This window comes from Maricaulis sp., assembly GCF_030149235.1.
Lineage (GTDB): Bacteria > Pseudomonadota > Alphaproteobacteria > Caulobacterales > Maricaulaceae > Maricaulis.
Map to the genome: position 1 here is coordinate 13055 of NZ_JASBRW010000006.1, position 21038 is coordinate 34092.

At 61.6% G+C, this 21038-nt stretch carries 24 protein-coding genes; 10 read left to right on the top strand and 14 right to left on the bottom strand.

Annotation, left to right across the window (positions count from 1 at the left end):
• The first annotated feature begins 70 nt into the window (after positions 1 to 70).
• Entirely contained in the window at positions 71 to 760 is a 690-nt protein-coding gene (locus Q1V51_RS01270; RefSeq protein WP_300551917.1) for a YafY family protein, read from the top strand.
• A gap of 4 nt (positions 761 to 764) precedes the next feature.
• Here the strand turns inward: Q1V51_RS01270 and Q1V51_RS01275 are convergent, their stop codons facing one another.
• The 4 genes from Q1V51_RS01275 to Q1V51_RS01290 are packed head-to-tail and all read right to left on the bottom strand — an operon-like array spanning position 765 to position 3216.
• On the bottom strand, positions 765 to 1223 hold the full coding sequence (locus Q1V51_RS01275) for a VOC family protein (RefSeq protein ID WP_300551919.1): 459 nt from the start codon (positions 1221 to 1223) through the stop codon (positions 765 to 767).
• The gene (locus Q1V51_RS01280; protein WP_300551921.1) at positions 1224 to 1787 is read right to left on the bottom strand and encodes a hypothetical protein; all 564 of its coding nucleotides are present in this window, start codon (positions 1785 to 1787) and stop codon (positions 1224 to 1226) included.
• A 9-nt stretch (positions 1788 to 1796) separates the two neighbouring features.
• Positions 1797 to 2645: a methylated-DNA--[protein]-cysteine S-methyltransferase gene (locus Q1V51_RS01285; protein WP_300551922.1), complete on the bottom strand. Its 849-nt coding sequence runs from the start codon at positions 2643 to 2645 to the stop codon at positions 1797 to 1799.
• Positions 2646 to 2664: 19 nt separating this feature from the next.
• A complete protein-coding gene (locus Q1V51_RS01290; RefSeq protein ID WP_300551923.1) occupies positions 2665 to 3216 on the bottom strand; it encodes a DUF2244 domain-containing protein in 552 nt (183 codons plus the stop codon).
• Between the two features lie 96 nt (positions 3217 to 3312).
• Between Q1V51_RS01290 and nth the strand changes: the two genes are divergently transcribed.
• A complete protein-coding gene (gene nth, locus Q1V51_RS01295; protein ID WP_300551925.1) occupies positions 3313 to 4014 on the top strand; it encodes an endonuclease III in 702 nt (233 codons plus the stop codon).
• 4 nt (positions 4015 to 4018) lie between these two features.
• Here the strand turns inward: nth and Q1V51_RS01300 are convergent, their stop codons facing one another.
• Positions 4019 to 4903 carry a hypothetical protein gene (locus Q1V51_RS01300; RefSeq protein WP_300551928.1) on the bottom strand — a complete coding sequence of 295 codons (885 nt, stop codon included), beginning with the start codon at positions 4901 to 4903 and terminating at the stop codon, positions 4019 to 4021.
• A gap of 127 nt (positions 4904 to 5030) precedes the next feature.
• Here Q1V51_RS01300 and Q1V51_RS01305 point away from each other — a divergent pair, with 127 nt between their 5' ends.
• The 3 genes from Q1V51_RS01305 (at position 5031) to hslV (ending at position 8959) form a co-directional block, all read left to right on the top strand.
• Positions 5031 to 6035, top strand: a complete 1005-nt coding sequence (locus tag Q1V51_RS01305; protein ID WP_300551929.1) for an adenosine kinase — start codon at positions 5031 to 5033, stop codon at positions 6033 to 6035.
• A gap of 169 nt (positions 6036 to 6204) precedes the next feature.
• Positions 6205 to 8316 (top strand): EAL domain-containing protein, encoded by a 2112-nt coding sequence (locus tag Q1V51_RS01310; RefSeq protein WP_300551931.1) that lies wholly within the window; start codon positions 6205 to 6207, stop codon positions 8314 to 8316.
• Between the two features lie 82 nt (positions 8317 to 8398).
• Positions 8399 to 8959, top strand: a complete 561-nt coding sequence (gene hslV, locus Q1V51_RS01315; protein ID WP_300551933.1) for an ATP-dependent protease subunit HslV — start codon at positions 8399 to 8401, stop codon at positions 8957 to 8959.
• A gap of 112 nt (positions 8960 to 9071) precedes the next feature.
• On the opposite strand, the gene Q1V51_RS01320 is transcribed toward hslV, so the two are convergent.
• On the bottom strand, positions 9072 to 9506 hold the full coding sequence (locus Q1V51_RS01320) for a VOC family protein (RefSeq protein WP_366522682.1): 435 nt from the start codon (positions 9504 to 9506) through the stop codon (positions 9072 to 9074).
• A gap of 74 nt (positions 9507 to 9580) precedes the next feature.
• Here Q1V51_RS01320 and hslU point away from each other — a divergent pair, with 74 nt between their 5' ends.
• Complete coding sequence (gene hslU, locus Q1V51_RS01325; RefSeq protein ID WP_300551936.1) at positions 9581 to 10888, top strand: ATP-dependent protease ATPase subunit HslU; 1308 nt, start codon at positions 9581 to 9583, stop codon at positions 10886 to 10888.
• A gap of 114 nt (positions 10889 to 11002) precedes the next feature.
• Here hslU and Q1V51_RS01330 read toward each other — a convergent pair whose 3' ends face one another.
• The 3 genes from Q1V51_RS01330 to Q1V51_RS01340 are packed head-to-tail and all read right to left on the bottom strand — an operon-like array spanning position 11003 to position 13463.
• A complete protein-coding gene (locus Q1V51_RS01330) occupies positions 11003 to 11602 on the bottom strand; it encodes a Smr/MutS family protein (RefSeq protein WP_300551937.1) in 600 nt (199 codons plus the stop codon).
• A 3-nt stretch (positions 11603 to 11605) separates the two neighbouring features.
• On the bottom strand, positions 11606 to 12850 hold the full coding sequence (locus Q1V51_RS01335) for a murein transglycosylase A (protein WP_300551939.1): 1245 nt from the start codon (positions 12848 to 12850) through the stop codon (positions 11606 to 11608).
• The gene (locus Q1V51_RS01340) at positions 12834 to 13463 is read right to left on the bottom strand and encodes a Tim44/TimA family putative adaptor protein (protein ID WP_300551941.1); all 630 of its coding nucleotides are present in this window, start codon (positions 13461 to 13463) and stop codon (positions 12834 to 12836) included. The genes Q1V51_RS01335 and Q1V51_RS01340 overlap by 17 nt, the downstream gene beginning before the upstream one ends.
• Positions 13464 to 13681: 218 nt before the next feature.
• On the opposite strand from Q1V51_RS01340, the gene secB reads away from it, so the two are divergent.
• On the top strand, positions 13682 to 14206 hold the full coding sequence (gene secB, locus Q1V51_RS01345; RefSeq protein WP_300551943.1) for a protein-export chaperone SecB: 525 nt from the start codon (positions 13682 to 13684) through the stop codon (positions 14204 to 14206).
• 3 nt (positions 14207 to 14209) lie between these two features.
• On the opposite strand, the gene dnaQ is transcribed toward secB, so the two are convergent.
• The 5 genes from dnaQ to Q1V51_RS01370 are packed head-to-tail and all read right to left on the bottom strand — an operon-like array spanning position 14210 to position 17776.
• Entirely contained in the window at positions 14210 to 14911 is a 702-nt protein-coding gene (gene dnaQ / locus Q1V51_RS01350) for a DNA polymerase III subunit epsilon (RefSeq protein WP_300551945.1), read from the bottom strand.
• Positions 14912 to 14914: 3 nt separating this feature from the next.
• Positions 14915 to 15511 carry a dephospho-CoA kinase gene (coaE, locus tag Q1V51_RS01355; RefSeq protein ID WP_300551947.1) on the bottom strand — a complete coding sequence of 199 codons (597 nt, stop codon included), beginning with the start codon at positions 15509 to 15511 and terminating at the stop codon, positions 14915 to 14917.
• Positions 15508 to 16350: a shikimate dehydrogenase gene (gene aroE / locus Q1V51_RS01360; RefSeq protein ID WP_300551949.1), complete on the bottom strand. Its 843-nt coding sequence runs from the start codon at positions 16348 to 16350 to the stop codon at positions 15508 to 15510. The genes coaE and aroE overlap by 4 nt, the downstream gene beginning before the upstream one ends.
• Positions 16347 to 16937, bottom strand: coding sequence for a Maf family protein (locus tag Q1V51_RS01365; RefSeq protein ID WP_300551950.1), 591 nt, complete (start codon positions 16935 to 16937; stop codon positions 16347 to 16349). Before Q1V51_RS01365 ends, aroE begins: the two co-directional genes overlap by 4 nt.
• Positions 16934 to 17776: a pyruvate, water dikinase regulatory protein gene (locus tag Q1V51_RS01370; RefSeq protein ID WP_300551952.1), complete on the bottom strand. Its 843-nt coding sequence runs from the start codon at positions 17774 to 17776 to the stop codon at positions 16934 to 16936. The genes Q1V51_RS01365 and Q1V51_RS01370 overlap by 4 nt, the downstream gene beginning before the upstream one ends.
• A 436-nt stretch (positions 17777 to 18212) precedes the next feature.
• On the opposite strand from Q1V51_RS01370, the gene hemE reads away from it, so the two are divergent.
• The 3 genes from hemE to Q1V51_RS01385 are packed head-to-tail and all read left to right on the top strand — an operon-like array spanning position 18213 to position 20768.
• Positions 18213 to 19250: a uroporphyrinogen decarboxylase gene (gene hemE / locus Q1V51_RS01375; protein WP_300551954.1), complete on the top strand. Its 1038-nt coding sequence runs from the start codon at positions 18213 to 18215 to the stop codon at positions 19248 to 19250.
• 15 nt (positions 19251 to 19265) lie between these two features.
• Positions 19266 to 20294, top strand: a complete 1029-nt coding sequence (hemH, locus tag Q1V51_RS01380; protein WP_300551956.1) for a ferrochelatase — start codon at positions 19266 to 19268, stop codon at positions 20292 to 20294.
• 15 nt (positions 20295 to 20309) lie between these two features.
• Positions 20310 to 20768: a CopD family protein gene (locus tag Q1V51_RS01385; RefSeq protein WP_300551960.1), complete on the top strand. Its 459-nt coding sequence runs from the start codon at positions 20310 to 20312 to the stop codon at positions 20766 to 20768.
• Positions 20769 to 21038 lie beyond the last annotated feature (270 nt).

The following is a 21038-nucleotide window of genomic DNA, read 5'->3' on the forward strand; positions in this document are numbered from 1 at the left end:
AGCCGGCTCAACTTGCCCGCCCAGGCAAATACTGACATATCCTTGTCAGGACCAAAGGGCAGGAGATGTCATGAGGCGTGCGGAACGTTTGATCCGGATCGTGCAGGCGCTGCGGGAAGCCGCACCTGGCGCAGTCACGGCCCAGGAAATGGGCGAGAAGTTCGATGTTTCCGAACGCACTATCTATCGCGATATCGCCCATCTGGTGGACTCCGGAGCGCCGATCGATGGCGAGGCTGGCGTCGGTTATGTTCTGCGTCCGGGCTTTGACCTGCCGCCACTGAACTTCTCCTTTGAACAGCTCGATGCCCTGGCGCTCGGCGCCCGCTTCGTGCGGGCCACCGCCGATCGCGACCTTGCGGCCGCAGCCGGCGAAGCCCTAGCCAAGATTGAGCACGCCCTGCCGGATACCCACAAGGAACGCCTGCGCTCGGCGCCACTATTTGCCTCACTGCTGGATGAAAGCGTGCGCCCGGAAGCCTTTGCTCCCGTGCGCAATTCCATTACCGACAAGCGCAAGCTGCGGATCCGCTACAATTCGCTGCAGCACGAGCAGACGACCCGTATCATCCGCCCACTGGCGCTGACCTGTTTCGGCCGCGTCTGGCTGCTTACCGCCTGGTGTGAACTGCGCGATGATTTCCGCTATTTTCGCGCCGACCGCATCGAGCGCCTGACCGTGCTGGCGGAAAGCTTCGAGGATGAGCCGGGCAAACGCTTTGCTGATCTGCAGGCGCGCGATGAGGGCGCGGCGGGCTAAACCCTTACCAGCTGCCGCTATTCTCCATCGACGCCCAGGGCTCAGCCGCTTCCAGGCTGTCACCGCGTTGCAGCAGTTCGACGGAAATGCCGTCCGGGGATTTGACGAAAGCCATGCGGCCATCGCGCGGCGGGCGGTGGATGGTGTAGCCCATGCCGTCGAGATGGGCGCAGGTCTCGTAGATATTCTCGACCCGATAGGCGAGGTGACCGAAATTACGGCCGCCTGTGTAATCTTCCGGATCCCAGTTATGGGTCAGCTCGACACAGGGCAGACCGTCGGGAATCTTACCACCCTCATAGCCAGAGCGGGCGATATCCTCGTCCGTAGCGAGGAAGATCAAGGTGAAGCGGCCCGGCTCGCTGTCGAAACGCGAGATTTCCTTCAGGCCCAGGCCATCACAGAAAAACCGCAGGCTCGCATCCACATCGCTGACACGGATCATGGTGTGAAGATATTGCATCTATTCGCTCGACTTCTCGTTTGACGGCTTCGGATCAGGCCGGGCCCGCTTGGCCCAGGCCGGTCGTTTACGCGGCAGCTCGACATCATCCAGCGATTCACCGCGGGCGCGGGCCAGAGCGGCGCGGAAAGGCTCCGGACGCCGGGCATAGAACAGCCGCGACGCGACAAAACCCACGCCAGCCCAGAGCGCGACCATTCCGAAGAACATGTAGAACATCCACGGGTAATAGCCGACATCATACCATGGCCCGCCATCGAGCATGGAGGTGAAGGCCGGCCAGGCCCACATCAGAAACACCCCAGCAAGGGGCGATATCAGGATGACACCGATCAACGTCCCGGCGGCATAGAGCGACCAGCGCGGCTCGTGGGCCGAGATGAAAATGCGCTCGAACGTCGCCTGGTCGACGCCCTTGATCGTTGCCAGAGAGCGTTCCTGGCGCGCCTCCCAGTCCTCGCGGGCCTCAGAGGCGATCTGACGGCGGCCGAAGAACCAGCGCGCCAATAGGGCGAGGGCTACGGCGGAGAGGATGGCAGCGGCATAGTAAAGCGGATCGTACATGACCCCTATTTAGCGCCTGGCCGCCTCATAGGCGAGCATGGCGCGCTTGCGTTCAACACCCCAGTGATATCCGGTCAGCTTGCCATTTCCTGCCAGCACGCGGTGACAGGGGATAAGCCAGGAGATCGGATTGGCACCCACGGCCGCACCGACAGCCCGCGACGCCTTGGGCGTACAGACTTTTTCGGCGATCGATTTATAGGTTGTCGTCGCCCCCGCCGGTATGGCCAGCAAAGCGCGCCAGACCTGTCGCTGCCAGGGGGTGCCATAGAGCGCCAGGGGGATGGGTTTATCGCCCGGATCAACGAAAATCCGATCCGCCCACTCCCGGGCCAGCGCATCATCCCGGACAAATTCGGCCGCCGGATAGCGGGCTTCCAGATCGGCAAAGGCGGAGGCTTCGTCAGGGTCCGCGAAAGCCAGTGCGGACAAGCCACGGGGCGCGATCAGGAAGACACCGGGACCAAATAGGGTCGGTGCCAGGCCCCAGCGGAAGGACAGGCCACGGCCACGGCGGCGGGCATCGCCCGGCGTGACAGCTTCATGGGCGATAAAGAGATCATGCAGCCGCCCCGGGCCTGACAATCCGGCTTCGAAACTCGCATCGAGCACGCTGGCCCCATCTGCCATCGCCTCGCGGGCAGTGCCATGGGCGAGGGCGTTGATATATTTCTTCGGCGACAAACCCACCCAGCGGCTGAAGACCCGCTGGAAGTGATGCGGCGACAAACCGGCCAGCGTCGCCAGCGTGTCGAGATCAGGATGATCGCGCCAATTGTCACCCACATATTCAAGCACTTCGGTAACGCGCGGATAATCGCGGCTGGCTTCATCAAGAGTATAGGTCGGAGCGTTCATGGCCTCAGACTAAGCGGGCTTAATGCAGTGAACCACCCGGTTCTTGCGCCAGCGGCGTTTGCCGGGCCTGACCGATCGCATCTTTCAGCGCGGCACCAAACGCCTCGCGTTCCGGCGGGCTGAGAAAAGAGCCCAGGACCAGTGACTTGCCATGCACGGTCAGGGCGACCTGGGCGTGGTGTTCCTTGGGATTGAGAATGCGCAGGGCGGCCCAGGCTGTGGGCATGCGGAAGCGGCGCACATGTCCGGTCGCATGGCGGCGCGTCACTTCGATATCCCGCGCATCGACCCTGACCCATTCGCGCGCCCGGCCATCGCGATAGGAAATCCGGAAAGCCAGCCAGACCAGCAGGGCGTCGAGCCCGAAGAAGGGTGTCACCGGCCAAGCGCCGATAGTGATGAAAATCACGCCGGCGATGAAGGAAATCACCGCGATCGCAATCATCAGGGCAATGAAGGCCGGATTGCGCAAGGACCGGTTCGGCGCCAGCTCCGCATCCATGAAGATCGGACCGCCATGCGGTTCAACAGCCTCTGCTTCCGCCGGCCAGGTTTCCACGATCGTGCGCATCGCCGGGAAATCTAGAGCGCCGGGCCGGTCGCGCCAATGACAGAAGGTCGCAGGAAACGGGATGACACTGGTGCGCGGCTCTGCTTTGTCTCTGGCATGACTGATACAGCGAAGAAACCTGCCCCGAAGCGCAAGAAGAAGCGCGCCACGCCCGGCCTGAACCGGGAAGCTGCGCATGATCTCTACGCCCGGCTAGCCCAGGACCGGCCGGCGCCCAAGACCGAGCTGGATTACACCAATCCCTACACGCTCCTGGTCGCCGTCGCCTTGTCCGCTCAGGCCACCGATGTCGGGGTCAACAAGGCGACCAAACTCCTGTTCCAGGAAGCCGACACGCCTGAGAAAATGCTGGCCCTGGGCGAGGATCATGTGCGCAACCGGATCAAGACGATCGGCCTGTTCCGCAACAAGGCCAAGAATGTGATCGCCCTGTCCCAACGCCTGATCGACGAGTATGGCGGTGAAGTCCCGGCTGATCGCGAAGCTCTGCAAACCCTGCCGGGTGTCGGGCGCAAGACCGCCAATGTCGTGCTCAACGAAGCCTTCGGCGTGCCGACGATTGCGGTCGATACGCATATTTTCCGGGTCTCAAACCGGACCAAGCTGGCTCCCGGAAAGAACCCGGATGAAGTTGAGGCCCGGCTGGAGAAGATCACCCCGGATGAATACAAACAGGGGGCCCATCACTGGCTGATCCTGCACGGCCGCTATCTGTGCAAGGCCCGCAAACCGGAATGCTGGCGCTGCCCGGTGGAGGATTTGTGCAGGTTCAAGGACAAGACGCCCGCGCCGAAATAGGCCGCTAGCGCCCCAATATGTCCTTCAGTGCCCGGGCAAACACCTCACCCATCCCCTTGCCCTGTTCGGGATAGAGATACGGCTCGATCAGCTCGACCTCGATGACCGCCAGCTCGCCATCGAGACCCCGCAGCATGTCGACGCGGGCGTAAAGGAGCTCGCCCTCGATATGGTCCAGCACGGCGCGGGCCCGCGCGATGTCCTCCGGCTGCGGGCTGTGCGTCACCTCGTGACCGCCATAGCTCGACTGGATGCGATAATCCCCAGCCTTGGCGCGCTTCAGCGCACAGTGCGAAAACTGGCGATTGAAGAAGAGGAAGGAGTATTCGCCCTCCTCGATCACGGCCGGCAGGAAGGGCTGGATCATGCATTCGGCCGGCGGCAGTTGGTCAGCCGGCGGTAGAGCCTCGCCGCGCCGCAAGCGCGCCTGGCGCCAGGCACCGGCACCGAGAACGGGCTTGATCACGATCTGATCAGCCCCGATTTGATCAAAGGCCGCGGCAATCGTGCCGGCATCAGCACGATCGCCCCAGACGGTCGGAATGGTCCGAGCGCCGGACGCGGCCAAGTCCTGAAGGTAAGTCTTGCGCATGTTCCAGCGCACCGTCTTGAGCGGATTGAGAAGGCGAGACTGCGAGGCAAACCGCCCGAGTGCGGCATCAAAGGCCTCCGGCTTTTCCATATAGTCCCAGGTCGTGCCGATAATGATGGCGTCATAAACAGCCGGGTCGAAAGCCGGGTCATCCCAAATCCAGACGTCCAGCGGAATATCCGCCGCAGCGCAGGCCGGCCCCAGCTCGGCCATTTCCAGATCATGCTCCCAGTAATCAACCCGGGCATCGGGGTGGTCTTTGAGCATACAGCTGGCGGTCAGAAACGCGATTTTCATTTCAGGCACTCCGGATATCGTGCCCTGCCTAATCGGACTGGTTTCTGGCAGCAAGTCTTGAACTCTTCAGCTTTGCGCTCTAGGTGTCGGCGCGACCCAAACCCGCCTCTTCAAGCAGGATCATCCCATGTCTAACGCTTCCTACGACGTGCTGGCCGTCGGTAACGCCATTGTTGACGTTCTTTCCCCGGCGAGCGACGAGTTTCTAGAAGCGCAAGGCATCGCCAAGGCGGCGATGACGCTGATCGATGAAGATCGCGCCAAGGAGCTCTATGCCGCCATGGAACCGGGCAAGGAAGCCTCCGGTGGGTCCGCAGCCAACACCGTCGCGGGCATCGCCTCCCTCGGTGGTCGTGCCGCCTATATCGGCAAGGTCGCGGCTGACCAGCTGGGAGAGATCTTCACGCACGACATCCGCGCCATCGGGGTTGATTTCGACACCCCGCCGCTTGTCGACGGTCCGGCGTCTGCGCGCTGCCTGATCAATGTGACCCCGGATGCCCAGCGCTCCATGTCCACTTTCCTCGGCGCTGCAGCCCTGGTGACGGAAGACGATGTCGAGCACGGTGCCGACCAGCTTCGGGCCGCCGAGATTGTCTATCTCGAGGGCTATCTGTTCGACCGCGAGGAAGCCAAGCGCGGTTATGTCCGGGCCGCCGAACTGGCCGCTGCCTCCAATCGCCGCACGGCGCTGACCCTGTCCGACTTGTTCTGTGTCGAGCGTCACCGCCCGGCCTTCCAGCACCTGGTCGCCAACCATATCGATATCCTGCTCGCGAATGAGGCAGAGATCTGCGCTCTCTACGAGACCGATTTCGACAGCGCCATTGCGCGTGTCCGCAAAGAGGTCGAAGTCGCCGCTGTGACCCGCTCCGAGAAGGGCGCGATCATCGTCTCCGGCGATGAAACGGCTGAAGTCCCGGCCGCTCCGGTTGCTCGACTGGTCGACACTACTGGCGCCGGCGATCTCTTCGCTGCCGGTTTCCTGCTTGGCCTGGCTCAGAAACGCTCGCTCGAAGAGGCCGGCCGCATGGGAGCTATTGCCGCCGCAGAGGTCATCTCCCACTTCGGCGCCCGTCCGGAAACCGGGCTGAAAGCCCTGGCAGAGCAAGCCGGAATCGAGTTTGAGTAAACGGCGCCTGAACGCCCAAATTCAAATTTGTCGAAAAAAGTCTGCAGCATTAACCACACCTCAAGTGGTTGATGGCACTTTGCTCCTCGTAAAGGGGCAAAAGACGCATGAGCGCGCCCCGTTCTTGGTGGAATAAACGCAGCTTGGGGGCTGCATAAACGGGGTAAAGATGGCACCCATCCGCAAAGCGGTGTCGCGGGTCATGCGTTCGCTGGTGATGAAGTTCACTATTCTCACCGGCATGTTGATTTTCGCGACCACCTCCATGCTGATGACGCTCGAGAGCATGTCTGCGCAAAGGGAAACGCGCAATCTCATGATCGAGCGGTCGATAGCGACGCTACAGGCGGCCGCAACGCGACTGGTGAATCCGATCACCGTCCGCGACGATAGCTCTATCGAAACCTATCTCCAGAACCTCCTCGAGTCCGGCAATTTCACCGAACTCTACGTCATCAATAATCATCGCGAGATGCTGGGCGAGGCCTATGCGGATAATCGCGACCGGGTCGGACGACGCGCTGCCAATCTGGCGGTGGTCTCCCTCGGCGCTGGCGATCTGCGTTATGACCTCGACGGGATCACGCTCGAAGTCGCGGTACCGGTCTACACCGAAGCTCGCCGCCTCGCTGGCATTGTCTACGCCAAGCAGGAACTGCATGAGCTGGTCGCATCGCGCAATGCCATGATCCAGCGCCAGGCCTTGCTGGCCCTGTTTGCGCTCGGAATTTTCCTGCCCATGGCGGCGCTACTGGTCGGTCGCGCCCTGCGCCCGATCCAGACGCTGACCGACGCCGCCCGCCTGGCTTCCTCGAAGACGCTGGACATGCGAATCCGCATCGATACCGGCGATGAGCTCGAGGTTCTGGCCAATGCGTTCAACCGCATGTTTGCGCGTCTCGACGGCAATTTGAAACGTATTCACCGTCTGGCCTATGTCGACATGGTCACCGAGCTGCCGAACCGCGAACGCTTCCGCAAGGAGACCGAACGCGTGGCCCGCCGCTCCCTTGAGGACGGCGGTTCCGGTGCCGTTTTGTTTATCGACCTGGACCGTTTCAAGCGCGTCAATGACAGCCTGGGCATCGGCGAGGGTGACCGCTTGCTGGAAATGGTTGGACGCCGGCTGACCGAAGTCGCACGCGGCTGTGACATGGCGTTAGACAATCTGACCGAACCGTCCATGGTGGCCCGTCTCGGTGGAGATGAATTCACCGTGCTGCTGCCGAAGATCGAAGACAGTTCAGATGCGGCACGGGTGGCCAACAAGCTGGTTGATGCGATCCGCCTGCCCTTCGAGATCAGCGGCCACCAGGTCTTCCTGGGCGCCTCGATCGGCGTTGCGGTCTTCCCGCAGGATGGTGCTGATCCGGAAACGCTCATGCGTCATGCCGACCTTGCCATGGCGCATGCCAAACGGGCCGGCGGCTCCGCGGCGCAATTCTTCGAGCCGACCATGAATCAGTCCGCATTCGAGCGCCTGGTACTGGAAAACGAGCTCCGCGATGCCGTCCAGAACGACCAGCTGGTGGTCCATTATCAGCCCAAGCTGTTCATGAAGAATGGCGGTGTCGCCGGTGCGGAAGCCCTGGTGCGCTGGCAGCATCCGACGGCCGGGCTTTTGTCACCGGGTGCCTTCATCGAGGCCGCCGAGGAATGCGGCCTGATCGGCGAGATCGGCGACTGGGTCCTGCGCCAGGCCTGCCGCGATGCAGCCGAATGGCGCGCCCTTGGCCTCAATGTGCCGGTGGCGGTAAATGTCTCCGCCATGCAATTCGAGCGCACCGGCTTCGCGGAATCGGTGAACCAGGCCCTGGAAGATGCCAACCTGCCGCCGGAATTGCTTGAGCTGGAACTGACTGAATCCATTGCCATGGAAAACCCGGACCGCGTCACCGAACAGGTGCAGCCGCTGCGGGATCGCGGTGTCAGCTTCGCCATCGATGATTTCGGCACCGGGCATTCCTCGCTGTCCTATCTGACGCGCATGCCGTTCGACGTATTCAAGATCGACCAGAGCTTTGTTCGCGATATGGCGACCAATGAGCATTCGCGGATCGTCGTTGAGACCATTCTGGCCCTGGCCAATTCGCTGAAGCTGGAAACCGTCGCTGAAGGTGTTGAAACCGCTGAGCAGATGACCATGCTGCGCGAGCTGGGTGCGACCCTGGCGCAGGGCTTCCTGTTCGGTCGTCCGATGACGATGACGAATTTCGTCGAATTCGCTCAAGATGCAGACCGTGATGACGGTGAATTCGGCGATACCGCTGTCGGTATCTAGGCCGACCGCACTGGCGCCCCCCCTTGATTGATCCGACCATCACGGCCAAATGCTGGGTTTCACGTGAAACGGAGCCCGGCCCATGACCTCTTCCAGCACCGATGCATCGAACTGGCGCGGTACGACCATTCTTGCAGTGCGCAAGGGCGGCAAGCTTGTTCTGGCCGGTGACGGACAGGTCTCTATCGGTCCTACCGTTATGAAGGGTAACGCAAAAAAGGTACGCCGCCTGGCTGGCGGGCATGTCGTTGCCGGCTTTGCCGGAGCGACGGCGGACGCCTTTGCCCTGTTTGAACGGCTGGAAGGCAAGCTGGAACAATATCCGGCCCAGCTCGCCCGGGCCTGCGTGGAACTGGCCAAGGACTGGCGGACCGATCGCTATCTGCGGCGGCTGGATGCGATGCTGGTCGTGGCCGACAAATCCGCCACCTTCCTGCTCACCGGGGCTGGCGATGTGCTTGAACCGGAAGACGGAGTCGTCGCCGTGGGTTCCGGCGGCAATTACGCCCTGTCGGCTGCCCGGGCGATTTATGACTATGAGGCCGACCCGGAACTGATCGCCAGGAAGGCGATGGAAATCGCCGCCAAGATCTGTGTCTACACCAACGAGAATCTGACCATCGAGATCCTCGAAGAAGGCTAGACCGCGCGAAAACCGGCGCGGTTTTGCGCAAACCGCGCGGACTTTTCGTGCGGGGATGGTCGGGTTTCAGCCCCGTTCCGGACCGGTTTCCATCTGTTCCAGGCGACGCGCGCTAGTTCGCGAATAATTGCGTTTCTATATCGCGGAATGTCTTGAACTCGAGCGCATTGCCGGCCGGATCCCGGACGAAGAACGTACCCTGCTCTCCGGGCTGGCCGGCGAAACGGATATAGGGGTCGACGACGAATTCCGTGCCGGCTGCCTTGAAGCGCTCACCGAGCTGCTCCCACTCCTCCCATTCCAGCACCAGGCCGAAATGGCGGACCGGGACGGATTTGCCATCGACCCCGGCGGTCTGACTGTCCGTGCACTCTTCCGGCGAGAGATGGGCGACGACTTGGTGGCCGAACATGTCGAAATCGATCCAGCGATCCGAAGAGCGGCCGATGCGGCACCCGACCAGGCCGGTATAGAAGGCGCGGGCAGCTTCGAGATCATCGACGGGGAAGGCGAGATGGAAGCGCGGCGGGGTCTGGCTCATGAGCATTCTGCCTTTCAGGTCTGGTCCTTGAGGGTCTGCCTGATTACATGACAGGCGAAGCGATACAAACAAGAGCGATCATGACCGATTTTTCTCCGCGCGAAATTGTCTCCGAACTCGACCGTTTCATCGTCGGCCAGGGCGATGCCAAGAAGGCCGTGGCCCTGGCGCTGCGCAATCGCTGGCGGCGCAAACAGCTCGAGGCGGACCTCGCCGAGGAAGTGACACCGAAGAATATCCTCATGATCGGGCCGACCGGCGTCGGCAAGACCGAAATCTCGCGCCGACTGGCGAAGCTGGCCAAGGCGCCCTTCATCAAGATTGAGGCGACCAAGTTTACCGAGGTCGGCTATGTCGGCCGCGATGTCGACCAGATCGCCCGTGACCTGGTTGAGGTGGCCATTCATCTCGTGCGCGAGCGCAAGCGCGACGAGGTCAAGGCCCAGGCCGAGGCCCACGCGGAAGAGCGTGTACTCGATGCCCTCGTCGGCCCCGGCGCGGGCGAATCCACCCGTGACTCGTTCCGCAAACGCCTGCGCACTGGTGAGCTGAACGACAAGGATGTGGAGATCCAGCTCGCCGAAGCCGGCGGTTCGCCACTGCAAATGCTCGATATTCCGGGCATGCAGGGCGGAGCGGGTGTGCTCAATCTGGGGGACCTGTTCGGCAAGGGCTTCCCGCAACAGACCAAGACCCGCCGCATGAAGGTCAAGGATGCCTATGAGCCGCTGGTCGCGGAAGAAGCCGACAAGCTGCTCGACGACAGCCAGATCACCGCTGAGGCGATCAAGCTGGCGGAGAATGAAGGCATTGTCTTCCTCGACGAGATCGACAAGATCGCCGCGCGCTCCGAAGCCCGCGGTGCCGATGTTTCACGTGAAGGCGTGCAGCGCGACCTGCTGCCGCTGATCGAGGGCACGACGGTCACGACCAAGCACGGAGCGATCAAGACCGACCATATCCTCTTCATCGCCTCGGGCGCTTTCCACGTCGCCAAACCGTCGGACATGCTGCCGGAGCTGCAAGGCCGCCTGCCCATCCGGGTCGAGCTCACAGCCCTGACCAAGGATGACTTCAAACGCATCCTTACCGAGCCGGAAGCCAATCTGGTCAAGCAATATACCGCCCTGATCGGCACTGAGGGCGTAACCCTCAACTTCACCGATGATGCCATCGACGCGATTGCCGAACTGGCGGCGGAAGTAAACGCCTCGGTGGAGAATATCGGCGCCCGCCGCCTGCAGACGATCATGGAGAAACTGGTCGAGGAGATTTCCTTCACCGCGTCCGATCGTGCAGGTGAAGTCATTGAAATCACCGCCGATTATGTCCGCGAGAATGTTGGCGAACTGGCCAAGAACGCGGATCTGAGCAAGTTTATCCTCTGATTTCTGGCGGCGGATTGGCGGTATTACCCGGTAGGACCGAGGAGCCGCCGCGTCCGGGCCGGCACCGGCCCAGCGCGGCTCAACAGCCAAGCAAAGCTTCGCAGTCGATCCGCGCTACTTCACGCGTAACGTCACGTAAAACGCACCCGCACCGCCATGCCGGGTGTGGGCGCTCGAATACCCTGACACATATTGACGCAAATTAGGTTTTCCCAACCATTCCGGTAGCTTCCGCCGAAGTACGCCGGGCAAGTCCGGGTATTCCCACGGCTCGTGGTCGCGCTCCCTGGTCCGGCTCATCGCGCCCTTGCCGGTGATCACCAGCACATTGCGATAGCCATCCTTCCAGGCCATGGCGAGGAAATGGGTCAGCGTCGACAGGGCCTGCTCCTGGGTCAGGCCGTGCAGGTCGAGACGCGCATCGATGTCGAGCTTGCCACGACGCACGCGTTTTTCTGTCGATCGGTCGACAGGGACCGGCGCCTGGAGATGTCGGGTCTGGTGATGCACGTCCACCGAGGCGCGATGCTTGACAGGCTGGGGCTTTTTGGCTGGTGCGGGATTTGACGGTTTGGCCTTCGCCGGTTTCGCAGCGGACGCGATCGTCTCGTCATTAAGCGAGCGGGCCTTGGCGGCATCGATAGGCTTTACCGAGCGAGCCACCTTGCGCCAGATGGCCTTTTCTTCCGGCTGGAGATCACGCTTGCGGACCATGGGTCAAGCCGGCGGAGTAGCATCGATGAGGCGCTGGGCCACGGCGGTCGGCAGGAAGGCCGTCCACTGGGCCTGGACCCGCGTGGTACCGGCCCGGAGCTCGGCCGTTTCACCCCAGCCCCAGAAGAAATCCCCACGCAAGGGACCATTGATGGCTCCGCCGGAGTCCTGGGCGATGACAAGGCCCGACCAGCCTTCCAATTCCGGCAGGTCGGCGCTCATCCAGACCGGCACGCCATGGGCATGGTGGCGGGTATCAACGGCGATCGAAGCCATCGGGGTCAAAGCCACGCCCGATGACCCGGCCGGACCGAGATCAGGGTCGGTCAGAGGCTGGGTCTGGAAGAAGACATAGCGCGGATTGACGCCGAACAGCTCGGCCGTGGCCTCGGGACCGTTTTCCTCCAGCCAGGCTTCGATGCCTTGCTTGGACGCGGCGTGGATCTCCAGCTCGCCGCGGCGGATCAGCTCGCGCCCGATGGAGCGATAGGGCTGGCCATTATGGGCTGCAAAAGCCGCGCGTTCCTGCCGTCCATCCGAATAGATGATACGGCCAGAGCCCTGAATTTGCAGGAAAAACACCTCGATAGGTTCACCCCAGGCAAACACCTCGCCGGCATCCTGCTGCTCGATCTCGGAGCGTTCCTTGTAGAGCACGAGACGGCCATCGCGCACTTCACCGACAATGCGCCGGCCGGCCAGGTCCTCCTCGAACAGACCGAGATCGACGGTTATAAGATCGCTAGGGCGACGGCGCAGAGGTTGGCTGAAACGCGGCGTCGGCGTCTCCGAGACATCGACATAGGGCTCGTAATAGCCTGTCAGCAGGCCGCGCTCCTCACGCGTCTCGCTATCCGGTTCCAGGGCCGCGAGGCGGATCGGAGTGAATTGCGACTGGAAGAAACCGCGTGCGGCCTCGGCGCCAGGCGCGGTCATCAATGCTGCAGCACAGGCCGTGCGCCACTCACCGATGCGTCCGGCCCATTGCGCTTGCGGATTGAGCCAGTCGTCGGCCGGGCGGTTATCCCAGCGCGCGCAGGAACGCACAAAAGCAGCAAGAGCGGCTTGCGGGTCATTACTCGACCAACCGGGCAGGGCATCCCAATGCGCCGGGATAAGATCGAGCGCTGTGGGCATGACTGCTTCCGGCTCAACCGGCTCCTCGATCGGGTCCGGTTGCGGCGGTGGCTGACAGGCCGCCAGGGTCAGAACCCCTGCGGCAGCAAGAAGTCTAGGCCACAGAGACACTGGCGAGCACCCAGTTGGGATCATTACTGTCGAGACGACGCTCGAAGGTCCAGTATTCCGACACCCGGGCCAGCTGGCCCAGATCACCGGAAACGGTCTGGCCGTCAGATCCGGTCACTTCGCTGGCAATATCGGCCTCGAATTTCACCTTCATGCGGGCCACACCACCCTCGGCCGACGCATCGACGATCTCGGTAGTGACGAGACGATCGATCTCCGTCTTTGCGGTTTCACCCTTGGCGCGGCGCTCATCAATCACCGCGGCATAGCGATCAAACACCTTGTCGGCCAGCAGCGTGCGGAGCGTGTCCTTGTCCCCGCGGGCAAAGCCCTCGACGATCATGCGATAGGCCTGACCGGCGCCATCGAGAAACCCGTCCGGAGAAAACGAGCGGTCGGCCTGGGCGATGGCCTCCAGCCCAGCGGCAGCCGGGCCTTCAAAGGCCGGACGAACCGGCGGCAGGCGATCGCCGCCACCGCTTGCATTGGGCTTGGGATCCGGTGCCTTGGGCGGCTCCATATGGCCCTCACTACGTCCGAGAACGCCATAGAGTTTGATCGCGAAGAACACCGCTACACCGGCGAAGACGAGAAGGCTGAAGAGTTCGGTCATATCAATTCTGCGGCAGCTTGGCGGAGCGCCCTGGGAACGGGCCGCCAGATCGATTCAATGTATTTCCCAGATATAGGCGCAATTAGCGCCAACGTCAGCATTTCCAATGACAGGCGGTTATCTTGCCGCAGTCGAGTGCCCATGCTAACGCCACCGCTCGAATTTTACCGGGCGGCCGGGAGCCGTTTCCGCAGTTAAAGCCCAATCGGGGGACAATTATGACCGACGCACCCGCTACACCGGACCAGCCGCAGGCCCCGCAAGGCCCGGCCCTTCGCATCTTGACGCAATACATCAAGGATCTTTCATTCGAAAATCCAGGCGCTCCGGAAAGCCTTCGCGCTGGTGGCGCCGCGCCGAATATCGACATGGGGATCGATGTCCAGGCCCGCACCGTGTCACAGGGCATCTATGAAGTGACCCTGAACTTCTCCGCCAAAGCCGAGCGCGGCGAAGGCGGCGACGTCGTCTTCATCGCCGAGCTGAGCTATTCCGGCCTGTTCGAGATGGCCAACATCTCCGACGCCGACCGAGAGCCCTTCCTGCTGATTGAGTGCCCGCGCATGATCTTCCCGTTCGCGCGCCGCATTCTCGGTGATATCACGCGCGATGGCGGCTTCCCGCCGTTGATGCTGGATCCGGTTGATTTTGCTGGCCTCTACCGTGCGCAGCTGGCCAAGCGCGCTGCGGCGACCGGCGGCAATGAACCGAACGGCAATGGCGATCCGGCTGCTGCCAACTAAGACTTAGAGCTCTACGCTCAATTGAGACCAGACGGACGCGTCGCCCAGCTCTTCGATGAAGGCTTTATGGGCGGCGCGTTCTTCGTTCTGGACCCGGCTGTCGAGCGCTTTCGGGCGCGCCGGACGGGCCGGAAACTCGACCACATCGCCATTACTGCCCGCTTCACCGCGGCCGGAGAGATCAAGGGCCCGCGTGCGCCCGCCGGTCAGCTCGAGATAGACCTCGGCGAGGAGCAGGGCATCGATCAGGGCGCCGTGCTTGTCGCGGGATTCCAGGGAAATATCGAAACGCTTGCACAGCGCGTCGAGCGACACATAGGATCCCGGGAACATGGCCCGCGCGATCGCGGCCGTGTCCTTGAAACGGTCATCGGGATAGATGGGCTTGCCCAGCCGGGCCAGTTCCATATTGATGAATCCACGGTCAAAGCCGGCATTGTGAGCCACTAGGACCCCGTCTCCGACAAAGTCCAGGAAAGCGTCGGCATGCTCGGCAAAGATAGGTTTATCCGCCAGGAATTCATCGGTCAGGCCTGTGATTTCAACGACTTCCTTCGGCGTTGAGCGCTCCGGGTTGACATAGACGTGATAGGTCCGGCCGGTCGGAATGCAATCGATCACCTCGACACAACCCAGCTCGGTGATGCGGTCACCGGTATTGGGGTCGAGGCCCGTGGTCTCGGTATCGAAAACGATTTCACGCATGGCTCAAGCCTGTTTTTCGCGGATTGCCCGGATCACAGAACGCACTTGTTCGCGCGCATCCTCAAGGCCCCGGGAGGTCTCGATCGCATAATCGGCGCGGGCGAGTTTTTCGGTGTCCGGCATCTGCCGGGCGATGATGGCATCCAACTTGTCTACGTCCATGCCGGGGCGTTCCAGAACCCGCGCGCGGCGGATCTTGTCCGGAGCATGGACCACGACAATGGCATCGACCAGCTGGTCCCCGCCGGTCTCGAACAAGAGCGGCACATCATAGACCACAAGGTCCGAGCCTGACCGGGCTGCATCCTGGCTGAACTGCTCGCGCGCCTGCGAGACCAGCGGATGCACGATTTTCTCCAGGCGTTCGAAACCGGACGGATCCTCGCGCAAGGCGGCGCTCAGGCGTGCGCGGTCCACGGCGCCGTCGACCACACTACCCGGAAAAGCCTCGGCGATCGGAGCGACCGCCGCGCCACCCGGCGCATAGAGTTCATGGACACAGGCATCACTGTCGAAAACCGGTACGCCCTCTTCGATGAAGAGTTTGGCGGTGACGGATTTGCCCATGCCGATTGAACCGGTGAGACCGATGATTTTCATGCGCTTTCGCCCAGCGCCGCCAGAAGCGGCGTGCGGACATCCACGTTAGGTGCCGGTTGCCCGTAAAAGGCTTCAAAACTCGGCTTGCCCTGCTCGATCAGCATGCCCAGCCCGTCCACCGTCTTGTGGCCCGCTGCGGCGGCCGTGCGCAGGAAACCCGTGATCAACGGGGAATAAACGCTGTCGGCCACGATCAGCGGTTTCGACGCGTGGGCGAAATCCATATCGAGCACGGGCTGGCCCGTCAGCCCCAGCGAGGTGGCATTGACGACAATGTCGACATCGCCGACGGCTTCGTCGCGCCCGTCCCAGCCGACAATATCCGCCTTGGGCGCGATCCGGTCGCGCAGGGCCTCGGCTCGCTGGCGGTTGCGATTGGCGATGACGATGGAAGACGCCCCCGCCTCCACCAGGCCATAGACGATGGATCGCGCCGCTCCGCCGGCGCCCAGGACCAAGACCCGCTGACCCGCCGGGTCCCCGCCAGAGGCTTTCAGAGATCCGATGAAACCGGGCGCATCGGTATTGTCCGCATGCACTTCACCGTCCGAGAATGTCAGTAGGTTGGCAGCACCGATCGCGTCCGCCCGATCTGAAATTCTATGAGCGATGACAAGAGCTTGCTCTTTATGCGGCAGTGTTACGTTGAGACCCTTTAACCCCGCGCGCTGCAGGGCCAGAGCCACCGGAGCGAACATGTGCGGCGAGGCAATGTAGGGCGTGTAGATCGCATTCAATCCCGCCGCCTCGACCCAGTGGGCCATCATCAGGGGCGAAAGGGAATGACCGATCGGTTGGCCGATTACGCCAGCGGTCAGGGCAGCTCCGGTCGGCTTCATGATACCAGCACCTTCTTATCGCGCAGCACATCCAATAGTGGAATGAGTGGCAGGCCGAGCACGGCGAAATAGTCAGCCTCGACTTTTTCGAATAATTGCGCGCCCAAGGCCTCATAGGCATAGGCGCCGACGCTCGCGGTCAGTTCGAACCCCGCTTGATCGAGATAGAAATCCAAGAAGGCATCGGAGAAGTTACGCACATGCAGGGTCGAGGTCTGCTGGTGGGTCCAGACTTCGCGGCCATCGCAGCACAGTGACAGGCCGGAATGGAGATAATGTACCTTGCCCCGCATGGCCATCAGGCGGTCGCGGGCCAGGGAACGCTCGGGCAGTTTGTCGAGCAATTGCCCGTCCAGTTCCATGGTCTGGTCGGCACCCAGAACATAGGCTCCGGCGATTTGCGACGAGACGTCTTGCGCCTTGGCGTGGGCGAGGAGGGCGGCCATGTCGCGGGGGGACAGTGCAGCATGCTCACGCTTGAGGATATCTTCGTCGACACCGGATTTGTGCACCCGGAAAGGCACGCAGGCCTGTTCGAGCACTTGCCGCCGGATCGCGCTTCCGGAAGCGAGAACGAATTCTGTCACGCGCCTTTGCTCCGCTTGTCGTTGAAAAGGTTGATGATCTTGGCCGCGGTCTCTTCCACCGACCGGCGCGTCACATCAATCGACGACCAGCCATGCTTGGCGAAAAGCCGCTTGGCATGCAGAACTTCCTCACGCACGGAGTAATCGTCGACATAGTCGGTATCGCGTTCCTCATTGAGGCTCAAAAGCCGGTTGCGGCGGATCTGGACAATCCGTTCCGGCGAGGCAGTGAGCCCGACCACCAGCGGGTTTTTCAGCGAATAGACCTGTTCCGGCAGCGGCACGCTCTGCACCAGCGGGATATTGGCGGCGCGATAGCCACGATGCGCCAGATAGATCGAGGTCGGGGTTTTCGAGGTCCGGCTGACACCCAGGAGCAGGATGTCGGCGCTTTCGAAATCCTCACCCTGACCATCATCATGGGCCATAGTGTAGTTCAGCGCCTCGATGCGGCGGAAATATTCGGCATCGAGCGAACGCTGGGCCCCGGCGCGGCTGGCCACCGGACGGCCGAGATAGGCGCTCAAGGTCGCCAGCATCGGATCCAGCACCGCGATCGCCGGCGTCCCCAGCTCCATGCAACGCGTCTCCAATTGTCGCCGTAGATCCGGATTCACGATGGTATACATGACGATACCGGGATAGGCAGCGATCTCGTCGAGAACGTGATTGAGCTGGCGGGTCGAGCGCACCAGGGCGTAAAGATGCTCGAGCGGGTTGGCGCCTTCGAACTGGGCCACCGAGGCGCGCATCACCTCCATCAAGGTCTCACCGGTCGAGTCAGAGACCATGTGAATGTGGAAATTGGTCTCGAAGACGGGAGTTTCAGCGTCGGTCATCGCAGCGGCCTGAGCGTGTTTACCATTTGTTAATAAGTTGGGGAGTTTTCCTCAATCTCCGCAAGCGGAAATTCCGCCTGTGGGTATGACCCGGTCCTACCCGACCTCATCCACAGAGTCTTCCACAGTTCGGGCCTGTGTGTACAAGCCTGTGAACAGAAAAACCTGTGGACGGCACTGTGCGAGTTATGCACCGCTTATGCACAAGCTTATACTTCACAGCCCTATGATATTCATAGACGAATCCGGTTATCCGGTTTTTCCTGTCAGTAGTTGTCCAGAGGCTTTGAGCGCGGCAGGATTATCCGGACCCTGAGGGAAAACAACCTTCCCCCGAGATTCACGGCTCAACGACTCCAACAATTTTTTCTTTCTTATTTAGAGAGATGAAAAGGACGCATTGAATTGGGGTGATAACACCCCTAATCAGACGCTCATGAGTGATGCTATCGAAAAGCCGCTTCTTGCGGTCCTGAGCGGCGAGCGCCGTACCCCGCCTCCGGTCTGGATGATGCGCCAAGCCGGTCGTTACCTGGCCGAATACCGGGAAGTCCGGGCCAAGGCCAAGAACTTCATCGATTTCTGCTTTTCGCCTGATCTGGCAGCGGAAGTCACGCTCCAGCCCATTCGCCGGTTCGGCTTTGATGCAGCGATCATATTCGCCGACATCCTGCTGGTCCCGATCGCCCTGGGCCGCAAAGTCTGGTTTGTCGCCGGTGAAGGACCCAAACTCGATCCCTTCGACGTCTCGCTGGTCGATCAGCTGACGGAAGGGCAATCGAGAACCGTGTTGGCGCCGATCGCAGAAACCCTTCGCCGTGTGAAGCCGGAGCTACCCGGTCATACCACGCTGATCGGCTTTGCCGGTGCACCGTGGACGGTTGCGACCTACATGGTCGAGGGCGGAGGCTCCAAGGACCGGTTCAAGACCCGTGTGGCGGCCTGGGATCAGGCGGATCACTTCGACGCCATGCTCGACAAGATCGCCGATGCGACTATCGATTATCTCGTCATGCAGGCTGAGGCCGGTGCGGATGTGCTGAAAATCTTCGACAGCTGGGCTGAAGGTCTGCCTGAGCCGCTGTTCGAGCGCGTTATCATCCGCCCGACCCGCCGCATTGTCGAAGGCGTCCGTGCGGCCGGGGTGACGGTGCCGATCATCGGTTTCCCGCGAGGCGCCGGTACGCTGTATCCGCGTTATGCCGCAGAGACTGGCGTCACAGCGCTGGCGCTGGACACGGCGGTACAGCCGGAATGGATGCACAAGGCGCTTCCCGCGGATCTGCCGGTCCAGGGCCATCTCGACCCGGCCGCCTTGCGCGCTGGTGGCGAGGTCCTGGGTTCGGAGGTGGATCGCTTGCTGGATAGTTGGGCAGACCGGCCACATATCTTCAATCTGGGACACGGGATCACGCCGGACGTGCCTGTAGCTCATGTTGAAGCCATGCTTGCCCGGATCCGAAGCCGGGCCTGATCGGAGTGCCCTTTCGTGGAACAGAAAAAACTCGCTATCGTCCTGTTCAATCTTGGCGGACCGGACAAGCCGGAATCGGTTAAACCCTTCTTGCGCAACCTGTTTCGCGATCCCGCCATTATCCAGGCGCCGGGCCTTGTGCGCGAGTTTCTGGCCTGGCTGATTTCGACCCTGCGCGACAAGGAAGCGCGCGAGAACTACGCCAAGATGGGTGGCGGATCGCCTCTCATGCCGGAAACGCAAAAGCAGATCGCGGCCCTGCAGGCGGAGTTGGAAAAGCGTTCGAGCGATTACGAGATCAAGATCTGGCCGGCCATGCGCTACTGGCATCCTTTCACTGAGCATGTCGCGCAGGAGGTGAAGGCCTGGGCTCCGGATGAAACCGTGCTGCTGCCGCTCTACCCGCAGCTTTCCACGACGACGACGGGTTCCTCGCTTGGGGCCTGGCGCAAGGCCGGCGGTCCGGAAACACGAACCGTGTGCTGTTATCCGACTGAAGCCAGCTTCATTCATGCCCATGCCGAGCTGATCCGTCGCAAATGGCAGGAGAGTGGCTCACCGGAAAACTGCCGGATCCTGTTTTCCGCACACGGCTTGCCGGAGAAAATCGTCAAGGCCGGAGACCCATATCAATGGCAGGTAGAACAGACGTCCGCTGCCGTTGCCGAATTGCTCCCGGAACTGCCTGATACCCAGATCTGCTATCAGAGCCGGGTGGGTCCGCTGAAATGGATCGGACCGTCGACTGAGGAAGCGATCGAGAAAGCTTCCGAGGATGGCAAGAATATCATTCTCACACCGATCGCCTTTGTCTCCGAACATATCGAGACTCTGGTCGAGCTGGACGAGGAATATGCCGAGCTGGCCGAAGAGCATGGCATCAAGACCTATCTTCGGGTTCCGGCCTTGGGTATCGAGCCTGCCTTTATCGAAGCGCTCGCCAATGCGGTTGAAGGGGCCCTGGCGCGCGAGCCGGGCCTGGCTCCGGATACAGGCGTCCGCATCTGTCCGCTGAAACATACCGCTTGCCCGTGCAAGCCGTGATAAGACGCTGATGTGATGCTTCTAGCTGCTGCATATGACTGGCTTCGCGCCCTGCATATCCTCTCAGTGATCGCTTGGATGGCCGGCCTGCTCTACCTGCCGCGGCTGTATGTCTATCACGCCATGGCGGAACCGGGCGGCGAGTTTGATCGTACGGTAAAGGACCAGGAGCGGCGCCTTCTCAAGTTGATCATGAACCCGGCGATGATCGCCAGCTGGATCTTCGGCCTGCTTCTGATCTGGTCCAATGCGGAGCGTGCCGGCGGCTGGTCGATCTTCCTGGACTGGGCCTGGATCGCCAAATTTGTCCTGATTTCGGTCATGACCGGCGTACATCACCTCTACGCCATTCGCTTCAAGCATTTCCAGGCCGGCACAAATGACTGGCCGCACCGGCGCTATCGTATCCTCAATGAAGTGCCTTTTGTGCTTGCTATCCTGATCGTTCTGATCGCGGTTGTGGCCTTGAAATAGCATGCCGGAGCCCTTGCCCGCTTGACGCTGGGCAATGCCCGTGGCAAGGCTAAGACAACTCGTTTAGAGACCTCTCTCTCATTGACGTTGTGACTGGCCGGATCCGCGGCACACGCGTCAATTACTGATACAGATATCGCCGATCCGAACGGCATCATCCTTGCTACACCCCAATGGACCTCGTCCGGGGTCGGCCCCGTTTCTCCATGCGTTGATTGATCATGACCGAAGAAACCGCTTCCCTGCCTGCCCTGTTTGAAGGCCTGCAGC